Here is a 20,427-nt window from a genome sequence, read left to right as displayed (position 1 = left end):
GCGCGACTGCGGCCCCCCTCCCGTAGACGTGGGATAAACTGGATTTTTGTGGCCACAAATTGACCAGGTGCCGGCGAGCGCTGTCGCGCGGGATGATTGCGTTACCTGCCGCGATGGACTACCGTGGCTTCGAAGTGAAAAATGATCTGCCTCGGGCGCCATTCGACCGGGTGCGGGAAGGGGAAACGAACCCGTCCCGGGGTCCTATAGGGCGACCAGGCAGCACGGAGAACCGAGTGACCGATTCCCATCGGTCCACCGCCTTGCCGGCGGCCAGTGTTCATGCGCGGGAGCGTGGACGCGAACCAGTCCGGCATGATCGCGACGACGCAAAGGCGCATCCGGGCGCCAAGCGCGGGCCGCGGTGGACATCGCAAGCCAAATCCGGCGGGACGCGCAAGAAGCGCGCTCCCATTTACGCCGCGCTCGACCTGGGCACCAACAATTGCCGTCTCCTGATCGCCAAGCCGACTGAGAACGGCTTTCGCGTGCTTGATGGCTTTTCGCGCATCGTTCGACTAGGGGAGGGGCTGAGCCAGACCGGCCGGCTTTCTGAAGCGGCGATGGAGCGTACGATCGAGGCGCTCAAGCTCTGCCGCGGCAAGCTCGCCCAACATGAGGGTATCAAGGCGCGCATCGTCGCAACCGAAGCGTGCCGCGCGGCAACCAATTCGGCTGCGTTTCTCAGCCGCGTCAAGCGCGAGGTGGGCCTGCAGTTCGAGGTAATCGACCGCAAAACCGAAGCGGAACTGGCGGTGACCGGCTGCGCGGATCTGATCGAAATCGATGCGCCAGGCGCCATCCTGTTCGATATCGGTGGCGGTTCGTCCGAACTCGCCTGGCTCGATTTCCGTGGCGGGCGTCCGCGCAACCAGGGCAAGACCTCCGCTTCGATCCGCTCCTGGCAGTCGCTGCCTGTCGGGGTGGTTTCGATCGCCGAAAAGTTCGGCGGCGTCGACGTGACGCCGGCTGTTTTCGAGGCAATGGTCGATCACGTCACCCAGCAATTGCGTCACTTCCGGGGACGCGACAAGCTTCGCAACATGCTGGGCAGCCATCCGGTGCATTTTCTCGGCACGTCGGGAACGGTAACCACGCTTGCCGGGCTCTATCTTGGGCTTGAGCGCTATGAGCGCGCCAAGGTCGATGGGCTCTGGATGCATGCCAACGATGTGGACGCGACCATGCGCGTATTGCTGGCCATGAGCTATGAAAAACGCATGGCCAATCCCTGCATCGGGCGGGAACGGGCCGATCTGGTCATCCCCGGCTGTGCCATTTTCGAGGCTATCCGCCGCGAATGGCCATGCCAGCGGATCCGCGTGGCCGACCGAGGGCTGCGCGAGGGAATTCTCATTTCGATGATGTCGGACGACCGCGTGTGGATGCGTCCCCGCCCGAGCCGCAGACGCAGAGGAGGGAGCGATGCCCAATAAACCCACAGGCAAAGGCTCCGGGCGGCGCGGCGAACGGGACCTCAAGACCCGGGTCAAGACGGCGCGCAAGCGGACGACATCCTCGACGTTGTGGCTGCAGCGCCAGCTCAACGACCCCTATGTCGCCCGCGCGCGCGCAGAAGGTTGGCGGGCGCGGTCGGCATTCAAGCTTCTCGAACTAGACGAGAAATACGGGCTGCTCAAACCTGGCATGCGGGTGGTCGACCTAGGGGCGGCGCCCGGTGGATGGTGCCAGGTGGCCGTCAAGGCCGTGAAATCGGACCCGGAAAACCCGACGGTAGTGGGGATCGACTACCTGGAAATGGATCCGGTGCCTGGCGCCGCGCTGCTGCAGAAGGATTTTACCGACGAGGACGCGCCGCAGGCGCTGATCGCCCTGCTTGGTGGACGCAAGGCCGATATCGTGCTTTCCGACATGGCGGCACCCACGACAGGACATAAACCCACCGACCACCTGCGGATTGTGGCGCTCGTGGAAATCGCCGCCGATTTCGCGCTCGATGTCCTGGCGCCGGGAGGAACGTTCGTGGCCAAGGTGTTCCAGGGCGGGACCGAGCACGAGCTGTTGGCCATGCTCAAGCGCAATTTCGCCTCGACCTTCCATGCCAAGCCGCCCTCGAGCCGCGCGGAATCGGCCGAGACCTATCTTATCGCGCGCGGGTTCAAGGGCGAGCGGCAGGATTAAAAGCGCGGCGCGCGGCCTTCGAAGCCTTTTTCGCTCGCCTTTTCGAGTGCCGCAGCCCGTTGGGCGGCTGTTCGGTGGCCGGAGACCTCGCTGCCGGCGTCTTTTGCCAAACGCAGATAGGGGATCACCGCCAACAGCGATATGGCGGCGATCACGTAGAATGCGACGTGGAAATCGATAACGCCCAATGGCTCGCCCCGCAGATGGCTGCTCAATTCGAGCACACCGCCGGCCATGGCGACCGCCAGGGCGGTGGCGATCGGACGCATCACCGAATGAATAGCGGTGGCGGGGCCGGCCTGATCGTCTTCGATATCGGCGAAGGCCAAGGCGTTCTGCCCGGTAAAATACATGGAGCGGACCAGACCCACGAGGAAAATGACCAGCATCATGACCACTATGGGCGTCTTGGCGACAAAGGATCCCTGGATGGCCATGCCGATGGGCGAAAGGATCGCAGCGGCCAAGAGTGCCGTGCGGAAGCCGATGCGCTCATAGATCGGTTTGGCCATGAATTTCATGGCCAGCGCGCCCAGCGAGGCGACGAAGGTGATGAGCCCGGTTTCGAACGGCGAATAGCCGAAGCCGACCTGCAGCATGAGTGGCAGCAGGAACGGGGTTGCGCCGGCCGCGATCAGGAAGAACGCAGTGCCCAGGACTGCCGCGCGATAAGTCGGCTGCAAGAACAGACGCGGGTCGAGCAGTGGGTGATCGATCCTGAGGGAATAGGGGATGTAGATCAGCACCGCCGCGACACCGATGGCAGTCGAAGCGATGGCGATCCAGAGGGGCAGTACGGGCATCGAGAGCAGCGACAGCCCGAAAACGATACCCGAAAAGGCAACAGCACAGAGAGCGAGGCCGGGAAAATCAATGGGATGCAACTCAGCCGATTCCACATGCGGCAGGAATTTGGTGATGAGCACGACGCCCAAGAGCCCGATGGGCACGTTGATGAGAAAGATCCAGTGCCAGGAAAGGAATGTTGTGAGGAACCCGCCGATGGGCGGTCCCAGGGTGGGGCCGATCAGCGCGGGGATGGTGAGCCAGGCCATGGCGTTGACGAGTTCGGTGCGCGGGGTGGTGCGCAACAGGATGAGGCGGGCGAGCGGCGTCATCATCGCTCCGCCCATTCCCTTGAGAAAGCGCGCCATGACGAATTCGTGCAGGGAGCCTGCAAAGGCGCAGGCGATCGATCCGACCACGAACACCAGGATGGCGCCGCGGAAGACGTTCTTGGCGCCGAACTTGTCGGCCAGCCAGGCGCTCATGGGAATGAAGATGGCCAGCGCCACGAAATAAGCAGTGAAGGCCAGCTTGAGCGCCACCGGCGTGGAGCCGATATCCGCGGCGATGGCCGGAAGCGATGTCGCGATGACGGTGGCATCCATGTTTTCCATGAACAGGGCCACCGCCAGGATCAGCGGAATGAGACGGGACAAGGGAAAAGTCCGGCGGGATGTGAATCTATTGAATTGTCGATTGTATCATCACCCCTCTCGCCCGGCGTGACAATCCGAGGCGGAGGATTATTTCAGTCCGGCGAACCAATCGGGCGTTCCGGACGTTGAGGGAAAACCAACCTCAATTGCGCAGGCCACCGATGTCGCAGCGACGCTTCCATCTTGTGCTCAATGTCAATTCCGGAACCGTCCAAGCGCTGGGAGTCACCGAAGCCGATCTCAGCGCGATATTCGAGGCGCGGGGGCTCGACGTCACGATTGATGCCGACCCCGACAAACAGCTGTCCGAGCGGATCCAGACAGCGCTCGAAAGCGATGCAGACACCATCATCGCGGCGGGCGGAGACGGCACGGTCACGGCGTTGGCAACAGCGGTCATAGACAGCGACAAGAACCTCGCCATTCTTCCACTCGGCACCGCGAACCTTCTTGCGCGCGATCTGGGCGTGCCGCTCGACATGGAGGAATGCGTGGATGCTCTGGCGACCATGGAGCCACTGGCCATAGACGTCTCGGAAGTCAACGGCACCATTTTTCTTCATAAAGCGGTGATTGGGGTCATTCCCGAACTGGCGGCGGGTCGCGAATATATCCGGGGGCAGGGCGTAGGGGCCAAGATCGGCTATATGCGCTATTTCTTCCGTCGCATCGGGCGGGCCCGGAGATTGGCGCTGGAGATCGCGACAGGCGACGGCCAGACCCGGATCGAACGCGTGCAGGCGATCGCCGTCGCGTCCAACGCCTATGACGAAGGGCTGGGCCGGTTTTTCCACCGCGACAAACTCGATACGGGACTTTTGACCATCTATGTGCTGCGCCACCTTAATTTTGGTGACATGATCAAGCTGGCCACGGGCATGTTGGCTGGACACTGGCGCGATTACGATGCCCTCGATATTTCGACCGCAAAAACCGTCACCATACGGTCGAAAAAGCCGCGCCTGCAGCTTATGATCGACGGGGAGGTGACATCGATGGAGGTGCCGCTGAATTTCAAGATCTATCCGCGCGCGCTTTCCGTGCTTGCACCGCTCCGCGCGATCAAGGAAGAGATCGCAGAGGAACAATCGGAGGCCGCCGGCACAATGGGACAGACGGCTTGATGCGTATCGTTCACCTTTCCGACCTGCATTTCGGCCATCACGACGACAGCGTGGTCCAATCGATGGAAGCCGAAATCACCGCGCAAAAGCCTGATCTCGTCGTCGTCTCTGGCGATTTCACCCAGATCGGAAGCCGTGCGGAGTTTGCCAAGGCCCGGGAATTTCTCGACACGTTGCCGGCACCGTTCATGGCTGTTCCGGGCAATCACGACGTGCCGGAGCGCAATCTGATCCGGCGCTTCTTCAATCCCTATAGCTGTTATCGCCGCTATATCAGCCGCGATCTGGAGCCGTTCGTCGTGCGGGACGGGGTGGCATTGGCGGGGCTTAAGACGTCACGCCGCGCCAACTGGCGCGGGCTGAACTGGGCCGATGGCGCGATCAGCCAAGAGCAGCTCGAACAACTCGAGGCGCGCTTCGCCCAGGTGCCGCCCGAGACGGTCAAGGTGGTGGTGGCGCACCACCCGCTTCTCCTGCCCGAAGGCCCGATGGGCAAACAGCAGAACCGGGTGCGGCGCGCCGACAAGGCGCTGGCGACTTTCGCCCGTATCGGCGTGCGGTTGGTGCTGTCGGGGCATTTTCACATGTCCTATGTGCGCAAGCACGAGCATATCGGCGAAGTTCGGGTGTCCGAACCAGTTGGCCCGCGGGAGAGCGCTGCCGGACACATCCTGGTCGCCCAGGCGGCCTCGACGACGTCCACGCGCCTGCGTGGCGAGCCTAACGCCTACAACCTCATCGATATCGAAAATGACGAGATCACCATTCGTGTGCGTGAATGGGGTGGTGGAGGTTGGGCTACCCGCGAAAAGGCGCAGGAGCCGGCTTGAGACGAAAACTCGATCTCCGAACGGGGCGTTCGATATGGCTCTCTTACTGCACCACGAAAATCGAAGAACATCCGCTTAGCCGCGATGTCAGAACCACGTTTTGGTGGTAGGATCGGGCATTTCGGGGGCGATGGCGGCCGATCTGTTGTCCGAGGCTGGCCATGATGTCCTCGTTCTCGACCGCCGAGGACCGTCACGTGGCTCTACCCCTGCCACCACGGCACTTGTCCAATATGAGATCGATGTGCCGTTACGCGAACTGGCTGGCAAGATCGGGTCCGAGAAAGCCACCCGCGCATGGCGGCGTGCCCGGCTGGCCGTGCTCAATCTCAAGGGCCGCATCGAGGAACTGGGGATCGCGTGCCGGATGTCGCCACGGCAGACGCTCTATCTCGCCGGCAACCAGCTTTCGGGCTCTTCATTGCGTGCGGAGGCCGATGAGCGCGCAGCGGCAGGGCTTTCGGTGGAATCGAGCGGGATGGGGCGATCCTGAGCCAGGGCAATCTAGCGCTCGATCCGGTCAAGCTGACGACCGGCCTTCTGACGCGCGCCGCCGAGCGCGGTGCCCGCATCTACGCGCCCGAAGAAGCGGCCGATTTCGTTCATTCCTCCAATGGCGTTACGGTAAGAACCAAATCGGGCCGGGCCATCTCCGCTTCCCATGTGGTGCTCGCGACGGGGTATGAACTGACCGATATCGTCAAGGAGGATCGCCATAGGATCATTTCCACCTGGGCGATCGCCACGGGCCGTCAGCCGAAATCGGCGCTCGTGCCGGGTGAGCCGCTCATCTGGGAGCGTCCGATCCCTATCTTTATCTGCGCACCACTCATGACGGGCGCATCATCTGCGGCGGCGAAGACGAGTCCTTCGGTGACGAAGACAGGCGCGATCGGTTGATCGGAGAAAAATCGAAGCGACTGAGCGAGAAGCTTGCAAACCTGCTGCCCCGGATCGATTCATCGCCCGAATTTGCCTGGGCCGGCAGTTTCGGCACCACGGTGACCGGGCTGCCACTGATTGGCCCATTGCCCCGGCGTCCAAGGATATTTGCGCTTATGGGTTATGGCGGCAACAGTATCACCTTCGCGCGTATCGCTGCCGAACTGATCACCACGGCCATCGGCGGTGGCCTAGACACGGACGCCGATATTTTCGCGCTGTGAGGGGAAACGACCGATCTGTGAGGCAAGTTTGGGTATGTTCGTGTTGCATCAATCTGTCACAAATCGGATAGTTAGTGCGACCGATATGTGGAAATGGCGGGCGAGCGCCATGAAAACACCGTCTTGACGCGTTGACAAACGGCCTCTACCCCCGCTTATCGACCGTAGAGTAAAGCAATTTCGCAAGGCCGCATGAAAATCGCATTCGTTATCCCCGCTTACAATGAAGAAGCGATGATCGGGCAATGCCTCGAAGCCATCCTTGCCGAAGTCAAGCGGAGCGGGCAGCCCGCCGATGTCATCGTCATCGACAACGCCTCGACCGACCGCACCGGAGAGATTGCCGCGAGCTATCCCGGCGTGCGCGTCGTCAAGGAGATGAACAAGGGCCTTGTTCATGCGCGGCATGCCGGTTTTGCGGCGAGCGCCGGCTATGATCTGGTGGCCAATATCGATGCGGACACCATGGTACCCGAGGGGTGGCTTTCAACCGTAGTCGACGAGTTCACAAAGCATCCCGAACTTGTCTGCCTTTCAGGGCCGTATTTCTATTACGACCTGACGCGTAGCCAGCGTGCGCTTGTGGAGGTGTTCTACGTCTTCACTTACGGCGCCTATATCGTGAACCGCTTCATCCTTCGCGTCGGTTCGGTGATCCATGGCGGCAATTTCGTGTTTCGGCGTGAGGCCTGGGAGAAGGCAGGCGGATATGACCGCACGATCTCCTTCTACGGCGAGGATACCGATGTCGCCGTGCGGCTGTCCAAAATCGGTCCGGTCAAATGGACGCACCGGCTGCGCATCAAGACCTCGGGCCGCCGCTTGGCGCATGAGGGAATCCTGCGTACCGGCTTTGTCTATGCGAAAAACTTCGTTTCGATGACCTTCCGCGGTAAGCCGGCGACGACCGAATATCAGGATATCCGGGAGTAGCGCCCCACTTCCCAAAGCCCGATCGCGGTGCTATTGACCCTCGCCAACCCAAAAGCTGGCGATGAGTCTTTCCTTTCGCCGGCAAGCGGACAAACGCGGGCGGGCAGGGCGGTCACAAAGCCGACGGCTCGCCACGCTAAACCATCGACATTCATCCGTTCCACGATGAAGGGCACGAAAGGGGCTGGCCTTGGCGAAGATCATTACCTCAATTACCGGTGACGCCGCGCTCACCTTCGACGACGTGCTGCTGCAGCCCGCCCGTTCCGACGTGCTGCCGACAGACGTCGATATCCGCAGCCGCGTGACCAAGGACATCGCGCTCAACCTGCCGATCCTCTCCTCGGCCATGGATACGGTGACGGAAGCCAGAATGGCGATCGCTATGGCTCAAGCCGGGGGCATGGGGGTGATCCATCGCAACCTTACCCCGGAGCAGCAGGCCGAACAGGTCAAGCAGGTCAAGCATTTCGAATCCGGCATGGTGGTCAACCCGATCACCATTGGCCCCGATGCGACGCTGGCCGATGCCTATGCGCTGATGGACCGCTATAAGATCTCAGGCATTCCCGTGGTCGCCAATGGCGGCACGGGCGGGCGCAACAATGGCAAGCTGGTGGGCATCCTCACCAATCGCGATGTGCGCTTTGCCAGCAACGACCGCCAGAAGATCTCCGAATTGATGACTCGTGAGGGCCTGATCACCGTTCGCGAGGGTGTGAGCCAGGAGGAGGCCAAGCGTCTCCTGCACCAGCACCGCATCGAAAAGCTCCTTGTGGTCGACGAATTCCAGAACTGCATCGGGCTGATTACCGTCAAGGACATCGAGAAAGCCCAACTGCATCCCAACGCCATCAAGGACGCCCAGGGCCGCCTGCGCGTTGCCGCCGCTTCGACCACCGGCGACCAGGGCTTCGAGCGCTCGCTCGGGCTTATCGACGCCGGTGTCGACCTTTTGGTGATCGACACGGCGCATGGCCATTCGGTGCGCGTCGCCGAGGCCGTCGAGCGCGTCAAGCGCGAAAGCAATTCCACGCGCATCGTTGCCGGGAACGTGGCGACTGCTGAAGCCACCAAGGCGCTGATCGACGCCGGCGCTGACGCCATCAAGGTCGGCATTGGGCCGGGTTCGATCTGCACCACCCGCATCGTCGCCGGCGTTGGCGTGCCGCAGCTCGCGGCCGTCATGGCCTGTGCCGAGGAAGCCGACAAGCAGGGCGTGCCGGTGATCGCCGATGGCGGCATCAAGTTCTCGGGCGATCTGGCCAAGGCCCTCGCCGGCGGCGCGGCCTGCGCCATGGTGGGCTCGCTGCTCGCCGGCACCGACGAAAGCCCGGGCGAGGTCTATCTCTACCAGGGCCGCTCGTACAAATCTTATCGCGGCATGGGCTCGGTGGGCGCCATGGCGCGTGGCTCGGCAGATCGCTACTTCCAGCAGGAGGTCAACGACACCATGAAGCTGGTGCCCGAAGGGATCGAAGGGCAGGTGCCCTACAAGGGCCAGGCCGGGGCGGTGCTGCACCAGCTCGCCGGCGGTTTGCGCGCCGCTATGGGCTATACCGGGGCCAAGGACCTCGAAACCTTCCGCCGCGAAGCGACCTTCGTGAAGATCTCGGGGGCGGCGCTGAGCGAAAGTCATGTCCATGACGTGACCATCACCCGCGAAAGCCCGAACTACCGCGGGGGCAAGTAGTCCATGGTAGGCGTTGCGTTCTGGCTGACCATGGCGGGGACGCTCTGATGCGGCTGCCCGGACGGATGGCTGCGGCCATCGAGGTGTTGGCCGACGTGGAAGCGCGCAAGCGTCCAGCCTCCGAAGCGCTCAAGGCGTGGGCGCTGGACCATCGCTTTGCCGGCGCCGGCGACCGCGCGGCGATCGGCAATCTCGTCTACGACGCTCTGCGCAAGCGGGCGCGCCATGCCTGGCGCATGGGGGAGGATACGCCGCGCGCACTGGTGCTTTCGGTTGTGGTGACCGAGTGGAATCAGGACGTGAAGACCTTGAATCAGGACTTCAGCGCCGACCGCTTCGCGCCGGAATCGATTTCAGAGGCCGAGGTGCTAAGGCTTTCTTCCGACTCGGTTTTTTCCGATGCCCCCGACTGGGTGAAGGCTGACGTGCCGGAATGGCTGGCTCCCTCTCTGGAGGAAAATTTCGGAGAGCGCTGGATCGAGGAAGGGCAGGGGATGTCCACCCGCCCGCCGCTCGACATGCGCGTCAATCGGCTCAAATCTGATCGGGCACGGGTGAAGAAATCGCTGGCGCGGTTTGAACCTGCCGAGACGCGCATTGCGCCCGACGGCCTGCGAATCCCATCGGGGTCGACCGACGCGCGGACGGCAAATGTCACCGCCGATGAGGGCTACCAGAAGGGTTGGTTCGAGGTTCAGGACGAAGGCAGCCAGATCGTTTCGCTTCTGGCGAGCGCAAAGCCTGGCGAGCAGGTTCTCGACCTTTGCGCGGGCGCCGGGGGCAAGACGCTGGCGCTGGCTTCGGCGATGGGCAATACCGGGCAGATCTTCGCCTATGACAGTGAACGGACGCGTCTGGCTCCGATCCACGAGCGACTGAAGCGCAATGGCGTGCGCAATGCCCAGGTGCGTAACCCCGATGCGGGAGCGCTTGATGACCTCGAAGGCCGCATCGACCGCGTGCTGGTCGATGCTCCCTGTACCGGAACAGGGACATGGCGGCGACGGCCCGACACCAAATGGAAGCTCAGCCCAGCACAGCTCGAAACGCGGTTGACCGAGCAGGTAGCGGTGCTTGATGACGCGGCTGGTTTTTTGAAACCAGGGGGCGAACTTGTCTATGTCACCTGCTCGATCCTGCCCCAGGAGAACGACGATCAGGTCGCGGCATTTCTGGAGCGGCACCCCGATTTCGCGCTCGTCTCCCTGCCCGAACGCTGGAACGCTCTGTTTCCCGGTGCGGCGAAACCAGTGAGCCGGAACGGAATGACGGTGACGCTGACGCCGGCGAGCACTGACACCGACGGCTTTTTCTGCGCCGTTCTGACCAAAAGGTCCGGTTGAACCAAATACGCTGTGGTCGCGTTCAAGGCGCATGGCACATGCCCCCACGTTCAACGACCTCAAGCAGCCGCGCGCCCTTCTGACGCTGGCCCTGTTTCTCATCATCGTGATCGGGGTCGGAGCCTTGATCGGCTCGCAGACGGCGCCCGGTCTCTGGTATGCCGGATTGGAAAAGCCGCCGTTCAATCCGCCTGATTGGGTGTTCGCGCCGGTCTGGTTCGCGCTTTACGCCCTGATCGCCATAGCCGGCTGGCGCACCTTTCTCGCCGCGCCATTGAGCTTGGCCATGGGGCTATGGCTGGTTCAGATGCTGCTGAACTGGGCTTGGTCACCGGCATTCTTCATCGCGGAAAATCTCTGGCTCGGAATGGTCGTGATCGTGCCGATGCTGGCGGTGATCGTCGCCTTTGTCGCCGAGCGTTGGAATCGGGACCGGGTATCGGCGCTGCTCTTCTTGCCCTACGCGGCGTGGGTCGCTTTTGCGACGCTGCTCAACGCTTCGCTGGCCATTCTCAACTGATCGTCCCAAAAATCAACCACCCCGGATGCGAGGGACATCCGGGGCGGCTGCAAAAGGCCTAAGGGCATGGGACCGCAAGTGGCCTTTTGACCGGGATGCGCGGAGTGGGACGCTTTGGGGGGCCGCGCATAACCCGTTTTTCTCGGCAGTCCGGTTGGTCTCCCGGCGTCCGCCAGTTGCCCTAACAACGCGGTAACCCCCGGTGAGTTGCACGGCCCTCATCGATTATTTGCGTCATCTTCACGCAATAATGCAGTCTCGCGACCCATTGCTTCATCGTCCGATTCCGATTAAAGCCTCGCCATGCAGAACGACGCCCCCACCGACACCATCCTTATCGTCGATTTCGGTTCGCAGGTCACCCAGCTCATTGCACGCCGGGTCCGCGAAACCGGGGTCTATTGCGAGATTCACCCTTTCAGCACGGCGGTCGAGAAGCTCGACGTGCTCAAGCCTAAGGGCATCATCCTTTCGGGCGGTCCGGCAAGCGTGATTGAGGAAGGTGCACCTCAGGTAGATCCGAAACTGCTCGACTATGGCGTTCCCGTATTCGGCATCTGCTACGGGCAGCAGGCGATGTGCGTGGCGCTGGGTGGTGTGGTCGAACCGGGGTACATGCGCGAATTCGGCCGCGCCGAGGTGCGGATCGAAAAGGATTGCGCGCTCTATAATGGCGTATGGGAACTCGATCATTCCTACCAGGTGTGGATGAGCCACGGAGATAAGGTCTCCGAGATCCCTCAGGGCTTCGAGGTGGTCGGCACCTCGCCCGGCGCGCCGTTCGCGATGATCGCCAATGAGGAGCGCAAATTCTACGGCGTCCAGTTCCATCCCGAAGTGGTGCACACGCCTGACGGCGCCAAGCTCTACGCTCAATTCGTGCACGAGATCTGCGGTTGCGAGGCGACCTGGACCATGGCCGCCTACCGCGAGCAGGCGATTGCTGCGATCCGCGAGCAGGTAGGCGACAAGAAGGTGATCTGCGGTCTCTCGGGCGGTGTGGATTCCTCGGTGGCCGCCATCCTGATCCACGAGGCGATCGGTGATCAGCTCACCTGCATTTTTGTCGACCACGGACTGATGCGCAAGAACGAGGCCGACGAAGTGGTCTCGATGTTCAGGCATCAGTACAACATTCCGCTCGTGCATGTTGATGCATCGGATGAATTCATCGGTGAACTCGAGGGCGTCGTCGAGCCTGAGGCCAAGCGCAAGATCATCGGCCGGCTGTTCATCGAGACGTTCGAAAAGGAAGCCGCCAAGATCGGTGGGGTGGAATTCCTCGCCCAAGGCACGCTCTACCCGGATGTGATCGAATCCGTATCGTTTACGGGCGGCCCTTCGGTCACCATCAAGAGCCATCACAACGTCGGCGGGTTGCCCGAGCGCATGAACATGAAGCTCGTGGAACCCTTGCGCGAACTGTTCAAGGACGAAGTACGCAAGCTCGGCCGTGAACTCGGTTTGCCCGAGCATTTCGTCGGCCGCCATCCTTTCCCCGGGCCTGGCCTTGCCATACGCCTGCCGGGCGGCGTGACGCGCGAAAAGCTCGACATCCTGCGCCAGGCGGACGCGATCTATCTCGACGAAATCCGCAAGGCAGGTCTCTACGACACCATCTGGCAGGCCTTCGCCGTGCTGCTGCCGGTGCAAACCGTAGGGGTGATGGGGGACGGCCGGACCTATGAAAGCGTCTGCGCGCTCCGGGCGGTGACCTCGGTCGATGGCATGACCGCCGATTTCTATCCCTTCGACATGAGCTTTTTGGGCCGCGCCGCGACCCGGATCATCAACGAGGTCAAGGGCATCAACCGCGTGGTCTATGACGTCACGTCCAAACCGCCGGGAACAATCGAGTGGGAGTGAGGCCGGCGCGCTCGCATTGCTGAAACGCGACACCTAAAGAATTTGCCGTCGGTGCTTCAGTCGCTGTAAGATTTCTTATGAGCTCCTCGATCTCGTGGGATGACCAGCGCATCTTCCTGGCGGTGCTTGAAACCGGCAGCCTTTCAGCGGCCGCGCGGCGATTGGGGCTGTCGCATCCCACGGTGCGGACACGGATAGAGGCGTTGGAGCATGCACTGGGCGCGGTGTTGTTCACGCGGTCGGTCAATGGACTGACGCCCACCGAGACTGCCGAGGCGCTGCGGGAGACGGCCCGCACCATGGCGCTGGCGTCTGACCTCTTCGTGCGGCAGGCTTCGGCACCCCACGGTGAGATCGCGGGAACCGTGCGCATTAGCGTGCCCGAGATGATGGGCGTTGAAGTCGTTCCGCCAATGCTGCGGACGCTGCGCGAAAAGCATCCTCGGTTGAGGGTTGAGCTGTCGCTCAGCAATGCTCAGGCCGACATTCTCGCTCATGAAGTCGATCTGGCGGTGAGGACGGTGGCGCCCAGGCAGGGAGCGCTGGTGGCGCGCAAGGTCGCCGCGATTCCGATCGGCCTTTTCGCTTCGCCCGATTATATCGCGCGGCGCGGAATGCCGGAAACGCTGAACGATCTCGCCGAGCACGACTTAATCGGGCCGGATCGCAGCCGTAGCGATATCACCATCGCCGAGGGGCTGGGGCCGCAATTCTCACTCGACCGTTTCGTGCTGCGCACAGACAGCCATCCTGCTCAAGTGGCCGCTGCACGGGCCGGCGTCGGCATCGCGGTGTGTCAGGTGCCTTTGGGGGAGGCCGACCTTCGCCTTGTCCGGGTGATCCCGGATTTCTCCATCCATCTTCTCGATACCTGGGTCGTGACGCATGAGAATCTCTCACGCGTGCCAAGAATCCGAGCGGTATTCGATCATCTGGTGACGGCTTTCGGCGAGATAAGGACAGGCCGCGGCGCGCCCGCGGCCTGAGGCGTCAGGCTGGAACGGCCAGCTTTGTGACAGCGGCGCCGGTCTGCAACCTTTTGCCGGATTCGGCGTCGAACAGGTGAATGGCAGCGCTTGGGATATCGAGCGCGACGGTCTCGCCCTCATCCAGGTCGACCGTGGGCGGCACGACGACGGCGAATTCGTTGGAGCCGGCGGTGCAATAAGCGACGCGGCTGCCGCCGAGTTCCTCGATGAGCTCGACCTGCGTCTTGAGCCCCTTGCCTCCTTTGGAAATGCGGATTTCTTCCGGCCGGAAGCCGACAGTCACCCGGCCATTGATGCCGGGGACCGGCTGGGGCAGGCGGAAATGCTCATACGGGGCGAAATCGAGGGCGACTGTGGCCGCATCGAGCAGCTCGCCATCGGTGAGATTCATGGCCGGGGCGCCCATGAACCCGGCGACGAACGTGGAGGCGGGCGTCTTGTAAACGCTGCTGGGTGAGCCGACCTGCTCGATATGCCCCTTGTTCATGACGATCAGCTTGTCGGCCAGGGTCATGGCCTCGACCTGATCGTGGGTGACGAAGATCGAGGTGGCGCCCAGGCGCTTGTGAAGCTTCTTGATCTCGATGCGCATCTGTACGCGCAGCTTGGCGTCGAGATTGGAAAGCGGCTCGTCGAACAGGAATACGGCCGGCTCGCGCACGATGGCGCGGCCCATGGCGACGCGCTGGCGTTGGCCGCCCGAGAGCTGGCCGGGCCGGCGGTCGAGGTAGTCGGAAAGATCCAGAATGGCCGCCGCCTCGCGGACGCGACGCTCACGCTCGGTTTTTTCGATGCGGGCGATCTTGAGGGGATAGCCGATGTTTTCGGCCACCGTCATATGCGGATAGAGCGCATAGTTCTGGAACACCATGGCGCAGCCGCGGTCGGCGGGATCGATATCGTTGACCACCTCGCCGGCGATGGCGATTTCGCCCGCTGTAATCGTCTCAAGCCCGGCGATCATGCGCAGCAGCGTGGATTTCCCGCAGCCAGAGGGGCCGACGATCACTACGAACTGGCCCGGTTCGATCTCGACGTCGACGCCATGGAGGACCTGCTTGCCCTCATAGGACTTCTTGACGCCGGAAATGGAAAGTTCAGCCATCTTCATTCTCCCGACAGGCGATTTTTCAGTTTGGCGACAGTTTCCCCGCTCAGCCCGATGCCGGCGAGATAGGCCTCGACCGACCCGTAATTGGCTTGGATATGGGCGATAGTGCGTTCCATGGTGACTGGCTCGGCCGCGAGTAAAGGCATGAAGGCTTCCGGATCGACGCCGCGCTCGCGCGCGCCAGCGATCAGTTCTTCGACCATGGGAGCAATCATCGTTGCGGTGAGGGCATAGTCCTCAAGGATAAGCGTCGTCTCGACGCCGGCCAGCGCGAGCAGCAGAGCCGCGATGATGCCGGTGCGGTCCTTGCCAGCGGTGCAGTGGAAGAGGACGGCGCCGTCCTGTGCCTCGGCGATCAGCGTCAGCACCTGGGCGATAGCGGCCCCGCGCTCGTCCAACGCCTTGATGTAGAGATCGAGCAGGACGTCGCCTGAAGACGTGCCCGTGGGGGCGAGATCGGCAAACAGCGAAACATTGTGGTAGCGCACGGCGTCATGGCCCGCGAGCGGGTTGGGCTGGGTGGCGCATTCGGTGTCGTGACGAAGATCGATGACCGTCACGACGCCGGCTTCGACAAGCATGGCCATGCCTTCGGCGTCGATACGGTGCAGGCCGTCCGAGCGCAGGATGCGGCGCCAAGCGGTTTCCCCGTTGGGTGTGCGATAGCCGCCCAGGTCGCGGATGTTATAGGCGCCGGCGACGGCTATGTGGCGGGAGAGAGGGGTGTTCATTTATCGAATACCTGATTTCATGAAGGACTGGATGACCTGACGCTGCAGGACGATGTAGATGGCAAGGATCGGCAGGCTGGCCATTGTCGAGGCCGCCATGAGCGGTCCCCATTGGGTGCCCTCGGAGGTCATGAACATCTGAATGCCGATCTGGATGACGCTGTTTTCGGCCGAGCGGGTGAGGAGCAGGGGCCAGAAATATTCGTTCCAGGTGGAAATGAAGATGAGGATGGCGAGCGAGGCCAGAATGCCGCGCAGATTGGGCGTAAGCACATCCCATAGGATCCGCCAGCTCCGGGCGCCGTCCATGCGCGCCGCCTCGATCACCTCGCGGGGGAAAGACCGCATGGTCTGGTAGAGCAGCATGATGGCGAGGGCCGAGGCGAAATTTGGCAGGATGAGCGCGACGATGGAGTCGAGCAGGCCGAGCCGGGCGACGATAAGGTAGTTGGGGATCATCACGACTTGGAACGGCACGAGCCAGGTCAGCGCCACCAGGGCATAGATCGCCTTGTCGAAGGGAAAGCGCCAGCGAGCGAAGGCGTAAGCCGCAAAAAGTCCGGTGGCGAGCTGGATGACCGTGACCGCGGCGGACACCACCAGCGTATTCACCAGCATCTGGGCGACGGGGATGGCGTTGAGCGCGTAGATATAGTTCTCGAGCGACCCCGATGTCGGCAGCAGTGATGTCTCGAAAATCGCATTGGCCGGGCGGAACGAGGTTACCACCATCCAGTAGACCGGGAACAGGCAGAAGATCGAGAGGAGCGCCATCAGCACATGGCCGAAGGCGGTGCTGGCGGGGCTGTTTCCCAGCCGGCGGGCCCGGCGGCGCGGACGGATGGCGAAACCTGTGGTGGGAGCGGAAAGGGCATCAGTTGTCATAGAAGGAATACCTCTCGATGAGGCGGAACAGCACGAAGGCCAGTGCGCCGAAGGCGAGGAAGAGGATGACCGCGGCAGCCGAACTCCAGCCCACCGACATGGACGAAAAGCCGAACTCCCAGAGCACGTAGAAGATGTTGGTGGTCGACCCTAGCGGGCCGCCGCCGGTGAGGACGTTGATGTAGGAAAAGCTCCACTGGGCGCCGAGCAGGATGGTCATCATCACCAGGAACAGCACGGTGTTCATCAGAAGCGGCAGGCGAATGTCGCGGATGATCTCCCACTTGCTCGCGCCGTCCATGCGGGCGGCTTCGACTAGCGAGGGATTGATGTTGGCGTTGGCGGCGGAAAGGATGAGCGTGGAAAAGCCGATGAGTTTCCAGCCAGTGAGCAGGATTATGGTCCAGATGGCGAAGTTGGGATCGGCCAGGAACCGCACCGGTTCCCCGCCCAACCCGGTGATCGCCTGGTTGACCATGCCGTGGCCGGGGTCGAGCAGCCAGCGCCAGACCGCGGCGGCGACCACCGGGGCAATGATCATCGGCACGAAGATGATGGCGCGATAGATGTTTCGAGCCCGCGCCGGCAGGTCGTGTGTATAGATGGCCAGCGCGAGGGGGATCAGCACGGCCAGCGGCAGAAGGCCGATAACGTAGATGCCCGTATTGCGGACCGCCTGCCAGAATTTCGGCAGGGAGAAGATATTGGCGAAATTGGTCCAGCCGACGAATTTGGGCTCGGTAGTGGGCAGCATGTTCCACTGGAACATGCTGAGCCGGAAAGCGTCGACGAGGGGCCAATAGACCCAGATGACGAGCGTGGCGATGGCCGGCAGGAGATAGAGCCAGGGAGCGAATTGATACCGGTCATCAGCCGCCAGCCTCCGCTTCTTGCGCGGCCGGACAATCGGCGATGAAAGGGACAGGTCAGCCATTGGGGCACCTATTGCTGTGGAGAACCGCCGCGCGCGCGAGGCACGCGGCGCTTGTTTCAGGGCATGAGGGCCTGTGCATTGGCCTGGGCGTCGCGCAACGTCGCTTCGACATCGACGCCGCCGAACACGGCCATATCCATGGCATCCATCATGATCGAATTGATCTGTCGGTAATTGGGGCCAGGATAGGCGACCCAAGGTTCCAGCCGTTCGAGCTGATCGAGATTGGGTTGGACCAGCGGATGCTCGGCCACCCAGTCTGCGAGGTAGGCGGGATCAGTCACGATGTCGGTGCGCAGGGGCACATAGCCGATCTGCGAGGTGATGACGGTATAGGCCTCGGGCGAGGTCATGAACTTCATCAATTCCCACGCCGCGCGCTGCTTGACCGGATCGGTGGTGTGAATCACTAGGCCGCTGCCCGAATTGGTGGGAGAGGCCGGCCGTTCACCGAAGCCGGGCATCTGCGCCGAGCGCAGCTCGAAATTGCCTTCCGAGCCGGCGATCAGATAGGCCTGCAGTACCGACGAGGTCAGGTACATGCCGACCTGGCCAGCCGCCATGCTCTCCATGCTCGAGCCCAGCTCGCCGGGATGGAAGACGCCGGACTCGTAAAGATCCCGCAACATGGCGATGGCCTCGATGGCTTCAGGCTCATGGAAAGTGAGTGTGGTGCGGTCTTCCGAAAGCGTGCGGCCGCCATTGGATAGGATAACGCTCTGGAGCATCCAGTCATCGCCACCCGAACCGGGGCCGACGATCGCTGCTTCGAAGGCGCGGGCGTCGGTGTTTTCTTCTATGGCAAGGCCCGCCGTCTTGAGGTCTTCCCAGGTCCGGGGCGGCTGGTCGGGATCGAGGCCGGCTTGCTCGAAGAGGTCGGCATTGTAGAACAGGACAGGTGTCGAGAAGGTATAGGCGAGCGCATAGGTCTTGCCATTGAGCCGGCCCAGCTCCAGACCGTTTTCCGACATGCCCTCGAAATGGGCGGCGAGTTCTTCGGGCGGCACGATATCCTCGAGTGCGACGGCGCCGAAATTGTCGATCGTGTAGGCGAGATCGTCGAAAATCGTTTGGGTCACGTCCGGCCCGATGCCAGCGGCCATATCCGCCTGGATCCGTGAAACCATCTCGGTTGATTGCACGCCTACGGCGTTGACGGTGATGTTGGGGTGCGCGGCTTCGAAATCGGCAATGAGTTGTTGCGTGGCTTCCGCGCCAATGCCCGCGGAGGCCAGATTGTAGTTGTAATAGGTGATTTCGACCTGTTCATCGACGGCGGCCGGCATGGCCTGTGCCGCCACGCCCGCTGTTCCGGACATGAGGGCGGCTGTCACGAGGACCGTTGAAAGAGGGAGATTGCGAACCATTGCGCTCGTCCTTTGGGAGAGAGAAGGGCGCCCGGCGGAACCCGCCAGGCATGCTGGTTAGGGCATCAGCGCCTGAGCGTTGGCCTGCGCGTCACGGAGCGTGGCTTCCACATCGACCCCGCCATAGACGGCCATCTCGGCGGCATCCATCATGATGGAGACGATCTGGAGATAGTTGGGGCCGGGCATGGATTCCCACGGCTCGAGAATGGCGAGCTGGTCGAGATTGGGCTGCACCAGCGGATGCTCCTCCACCCAATCCTTGAGGTAGCGCGGATCGTCGACAATGGCCGGGCGAAGCGGCAGATAGCCGATTTCCGAGGTGATGACGGTGTAACCCTCTTCGGAGGTGAGGAACTTCATCAGCTCCCAAGCGGCGCGCTGCTTGAGCGGATCCTGGGAAAGGATCACCAGCGCGCTGCCTGAATTGTTCGGCCGCACCGGCTTGTCGCCGAAGCTCGGCATGGTGGAGGCGCGAAGCTCGAAATTACCTTCGGCACCTGAGACAAGCGCGCCCTGGATGGCGCTGGTCTGGAGATACATGCCGATATTGCCCGAGGACATGCCTTCGAGCGCTGCGGTGATGTCCATGGGATCAAAGGCGCCGGCGTCATAAAGATCGCGCAGCATTTGTACGGCTTCTACAGCCGGAGGTTCGGCGAAGGTCAGGGTCGTGCGGTCGCGCGAGATCACCTCGCCACCATTGGAGCGCACCACCCCCTGGAACAGCCAGTCGGCGGCACTGGGGCCGAAGATACCGGCGGCAAAGCCCTCCTTGCCTGTGGCGTCTTCGATGGCGAGTGCAGTTTCGCGAATTTCGTCCCAGGTTTCAGGTGGCTGATCAGGATCCAGGCCAGCCTCCCGGAAGAGGTCGGCATTGTAGAACAGAACCGGGGTCGAAAAGGTGTAGGCGAGGCCGTAGGTCTTGTCATCCAAGCGGCCCAGATCGAGCCCGTTTGGCACCATGCCTTCGAAATGCCCGTCGAGTTCATCCTGGGAGATGATGTCTTCGAGCGCCACGGCGCCGTAATTGTCCACGGCATACGAGAGGGTGGAAAAGCCCATCTGCACCAGATCGACCGGCTGGCCGGCGGCGAGGTCGGCCTGCACCGTGGTGGTGGATTCAGCGGCCCCCACCGGAATGGCGTCCACGGTGATGTTGGGATTTTCGGCCATGAACTGGTCGATCAGCCGGCGCGTGGCGTCGGCACCGTTACCTGCCATCGCGAGGTTGTAGTTGTAGAAAGTGATCGTCACCGGCTCATCGACGGTGTCGGGAATGGTCTGGCCGATGGCCGGCAGGGCCAAGGACGCCAGAGCCGCGGCCAGAAGGTTTCTGCGGTGCATTTTT

Annotated in this window: 20 protein-coding genes; 13 read left to right on the top strand and 7 right to left on the bottom strand. The window is 62.3% G+C overall.

The window, feature by feature from the left end:
- The first annotated feature begins 236 nt into the window (after window positions 1–236).
- Both NO934_RS01510 and NO934_RS01505 read left to right on the top strand, forming a co-directional pair.
- Window positions 237–1,436, top strand: coding sequence for a Ppx/GppA phosphatase family protein (locus NO934_RS01510; RefSeq protein ID WP_309161812.1), 1,200 nt, complete (start codon window positions 237–239; stop codon window positions 1,434–1,436).
- Window positions 1,426–2,142 carry an RlmE family RNA methyltransferase gene (locus NO934_RS01505; protein WP_309161810.1) on the top strand — a complete coding sequence of 239 codons (717 nt, stop codon included), beginning with the start codon at window positions 1,426–1,428 and terminating at the stop codon, window positions 2,140–2,142. The genes NO934_RS01510 and NO934_RS01505 overlap by 11 nt, the downstream gene beginning before the upstream one ends.
- Here the strand turns inward: NO934_RS01505 and NO934_RS01500 are convergent.
- A complete protein-coding gene (locus tag NO934_RS01500) occupies window positions 2,139–3,584 on the bottom strand; it encodes an MFS transporter (protein WP_309161808.1) in 1,446 nt (481 codons plus the stop codon). The genes NO934_RS01505 and NO934_RS01500 overlap by 4 nt on opposite strands.
- Window positions 3,585–3,745: 161 nt before the next feature.
- On the opposite strand from NO934_RS01500, the gene NO934_RS01495 reads away from it, so the two are divergent.
- The 11 genes from NO934_RS01495 to NO934_RS01445 all read left to right on the top strand — a co-directional run bounded on the left by NO934_RS01495 (window position 3,746) and on the right by NO934_RS01445 (window position 14,045).
- Complete coding sequence (locus NO934_RS01495; RefSeq protein ID WP_309161807.1) at window positions 3,746–4,708, top strand: diacylglycerol kinase family protein; 963 nt, start codon at window positions 3,746–3,748, stop codon at window positions 4,706–4,708.
- On the top strand, window positions 4,708–5,538 hold the full coding sequence (locus tag NO934_RS01490; RefSeq protein ID WP_309161806.1) for a metallophosphoesterase: 831 nt from the start codon (window positions 4,708–4,710) through the stop codon (window positions 5,536–5,538). Before NO934_RS01495 ends, NO934_RS01490 begins: the two co-directional genes overlap by 1 nt.
- A gap of 103 nt (window positions 5,539–5,641) precedes the next feature.
- The gene (locus NO934_RS01485; RefSeq protein WP_309163784.1) at window positions 5,642–6,031 is read left to right on the top strand and encodes an FAD-dependent oxidoreductase; all 390 of its coding nucleotides are present in this window, start codon (window positions 5,642–5,644) and stop codon (window positions 6,029–6,031) included.
- Window positions 6,007–6,438, top strand: a complete 432-nt coding sequence (locus NO934_RS01480; protein ID WP_309163783.1) for an FAD-dependent oxidoreductase — start codon at window positions 6,007–6,009, stop codon at window positions 6,436–6,438. Before NO934_RS01485 ends, NO934_RS01480 begins: the two co-directional genes overlap by 25 nt.
- Window positions 6,330–6,704: an FAD-binding oxidoreductase gene (locus tag NO934_RS01475; RefSeq protein ID WP_309163782.1), complete on the top strand. Its 375-nt coding sequence runs from the start codon at window positions 6,330–6,332 to the stop codon at window positions 6,702–6,704. Before NO934_RS01480 ends, NO934_RS01475 begins: the two co-directional genes overlap by 109 nt.
- A 192-nt stretch (window positions 6,705–6,896) precedes the next feature.
- Complete coding sequence (locus NO934_RS01470; RefSeq protein ID WP_309161805.1) at window positions 6,897–7,637, top strand: glycosyltransferase family A protein; 741 nt, start codon at window positions 6,897–6,899, stop codon at window positions 7,635–7,637.
- Window positions 7,638–7,827: 190 nt separating this feature from the next.
- Window positions 7,828–9,330 carry an IMP dehydrogenase gene (gene guaB / locus NO934_RS01465; RefSeq protein WP_309161804.1) on the top strand — a complete coding sequence of 501 codons (1,503 nt, stop codon included), beginning with the start codon at window positions 7,828–7,830 and terminating at the stop codon, window positions 9,328–9,330.
- Window positions 9,331–9,377: 47 nt separating this feature from the next.
- The gene (locus NO934_RS01460; RefSeq protein ID WP_309161803.1) at window positions 9,378–10,673 is read left to right on the top strand and encodes an RsmB/NOP family class I SAM-dependent RNA methyltransferase; all 1,296 of its coding nucleotides are present in this window, start codon (window positions 9,378–9,380) and stop codon (window positions 10,671–10,673) included.
- Between the two features lie 31 nt (window positions 10,674–10,704).
- A complete protein-coding gene (locus NO934_RS01455) occupies window positions 10,705–11,193 on the top strand; it encodes a TspO/MBR family protein (RefSeq protein ID WP_309161802.1) in 489 nt (162 codons plus the stop codon).
- Window positions 11,194–11,496: 303 nt separating this feature from the next.
- Window positions 11,497–13,059 (top strand): glutamine-hydrolyzing GMP synthase, encoded by a 1,563-nt coding sequence (guaA, locus tag NO934_RS01450; protein ID WP_309161801.1) that lies wholly within the window; start codon window positions 11,497–11,499, stop codon window positions 13,057–13,059.
- A 77-nt stretch (window positions 13,060–13,136) separates the two neighbouring features.
- On the top strand, window positions 13,137–14,045 hold the full coding sequence (locus tag NO934_RS01445; protein ID WP_309161799.1) for a LysR family transcriptional regulator: 909 nt from the start codon (window positions 13,137–13,139) through the stop codon (window positions 14,043–14,045).
- A gap of 4 nt (window positions 14,046–14,049) precedes the next feature.
- On the opposite strand, the gene ugpC is transcribed toward NO934_RS01445, so the two are convergent.
- From ugpC to NO934_RS01415, 6 genes are read right to left on the bottom strand one after another with little or no spacing between them, the layout of a single operon-like run.
- Window positions 14,050–15,153, bottom strand: a complete 1,104-nt coding sequence (gene ugpC / locus NO934_RS01440; RefSeq protein ID WP_309161798.1) for a sn-glycerol-3-phosphate ABC transporter ATP-binding protein UgpC — start codon at window positions 15,151–15,153, stop codon at window positions 14,050–14,052.
- A gap of 2 nt (window positions 15,154–15,155) precedes the next feature.
- A complete protein-coding gene (locus NO934_RS01435; RefSeq protein WP_309161797.1) occupies window positions 15,156–15,890 on the bottom strand; it encodes a tyrosine-protein phosphatase in 735 nt (244 codons plus the stop codon).
- Window positions 15,891–16,775, bottom strand: coding sequence for a carbohydrate ABC transporter permease (locus NO934_RS01430; protein ID WP_309161796.1), 885 nt, complete (start codon window positions 16,773–16,775; stop codon window positions 15,891–15,893). It abuts the gene before it with no gap.
- Window positions 16,765–17,709, bottom strand: a complete 945-nt coding sequence (locus NO934_RS01425) for a sugar ABC transporter permease (RefSeq protein WP_309161794.1) — start codon at window positions 17,707–17,709, stop codon at window positions 16,765–16,767. The genes NO934_RS01430 and NO934_RS01425 overlap by 11 nt, the downstream gene beginning before the upstream one ends.
- 56 nt (window positions 17,710–17,765) lie before the next feature.
- Window positions 17,766–19,076, bottom strand: coding sequence for an ABC transporter substrate-binding protein (locus NO934_RS01420; RefSeq protein WP_309161792.1), 1,311 nt, complete (start codon window positions 19,074–19,076; stop codon window positions 17,766–17,768).
- A 57-nt stretch (window positions 19,077–19,133) separates the two neighbouring features.
- Window positions 19,134–20,423 (bottom strand): ABC transporter substrate-binding protein, encoded by a 1,290-nt coding sequence (locus tag NO934_RS01415; RefSeq protein WP_309161791.1) that lies wholly within the window; start codon window positions 20,421–20,423, stop codon window positions 19,134–19,136.
- Window positions 20,424–20,427 lie beyond the last annotated feature (4 nt).

Origin of the sequence: Pelagibacterium sp. H642 (genome assembly GCF_031202855.1) — a bacterium.
Classification (GTDB): domain Bacteria; phylum Pseudomonadota; class Alphaproteobacteria; order Rhizobiales; family Devosiaceae; genus Pelagibacterium.
This window is presented reverse-complemented; position numbering and strand designations above follow the sequence as displayed.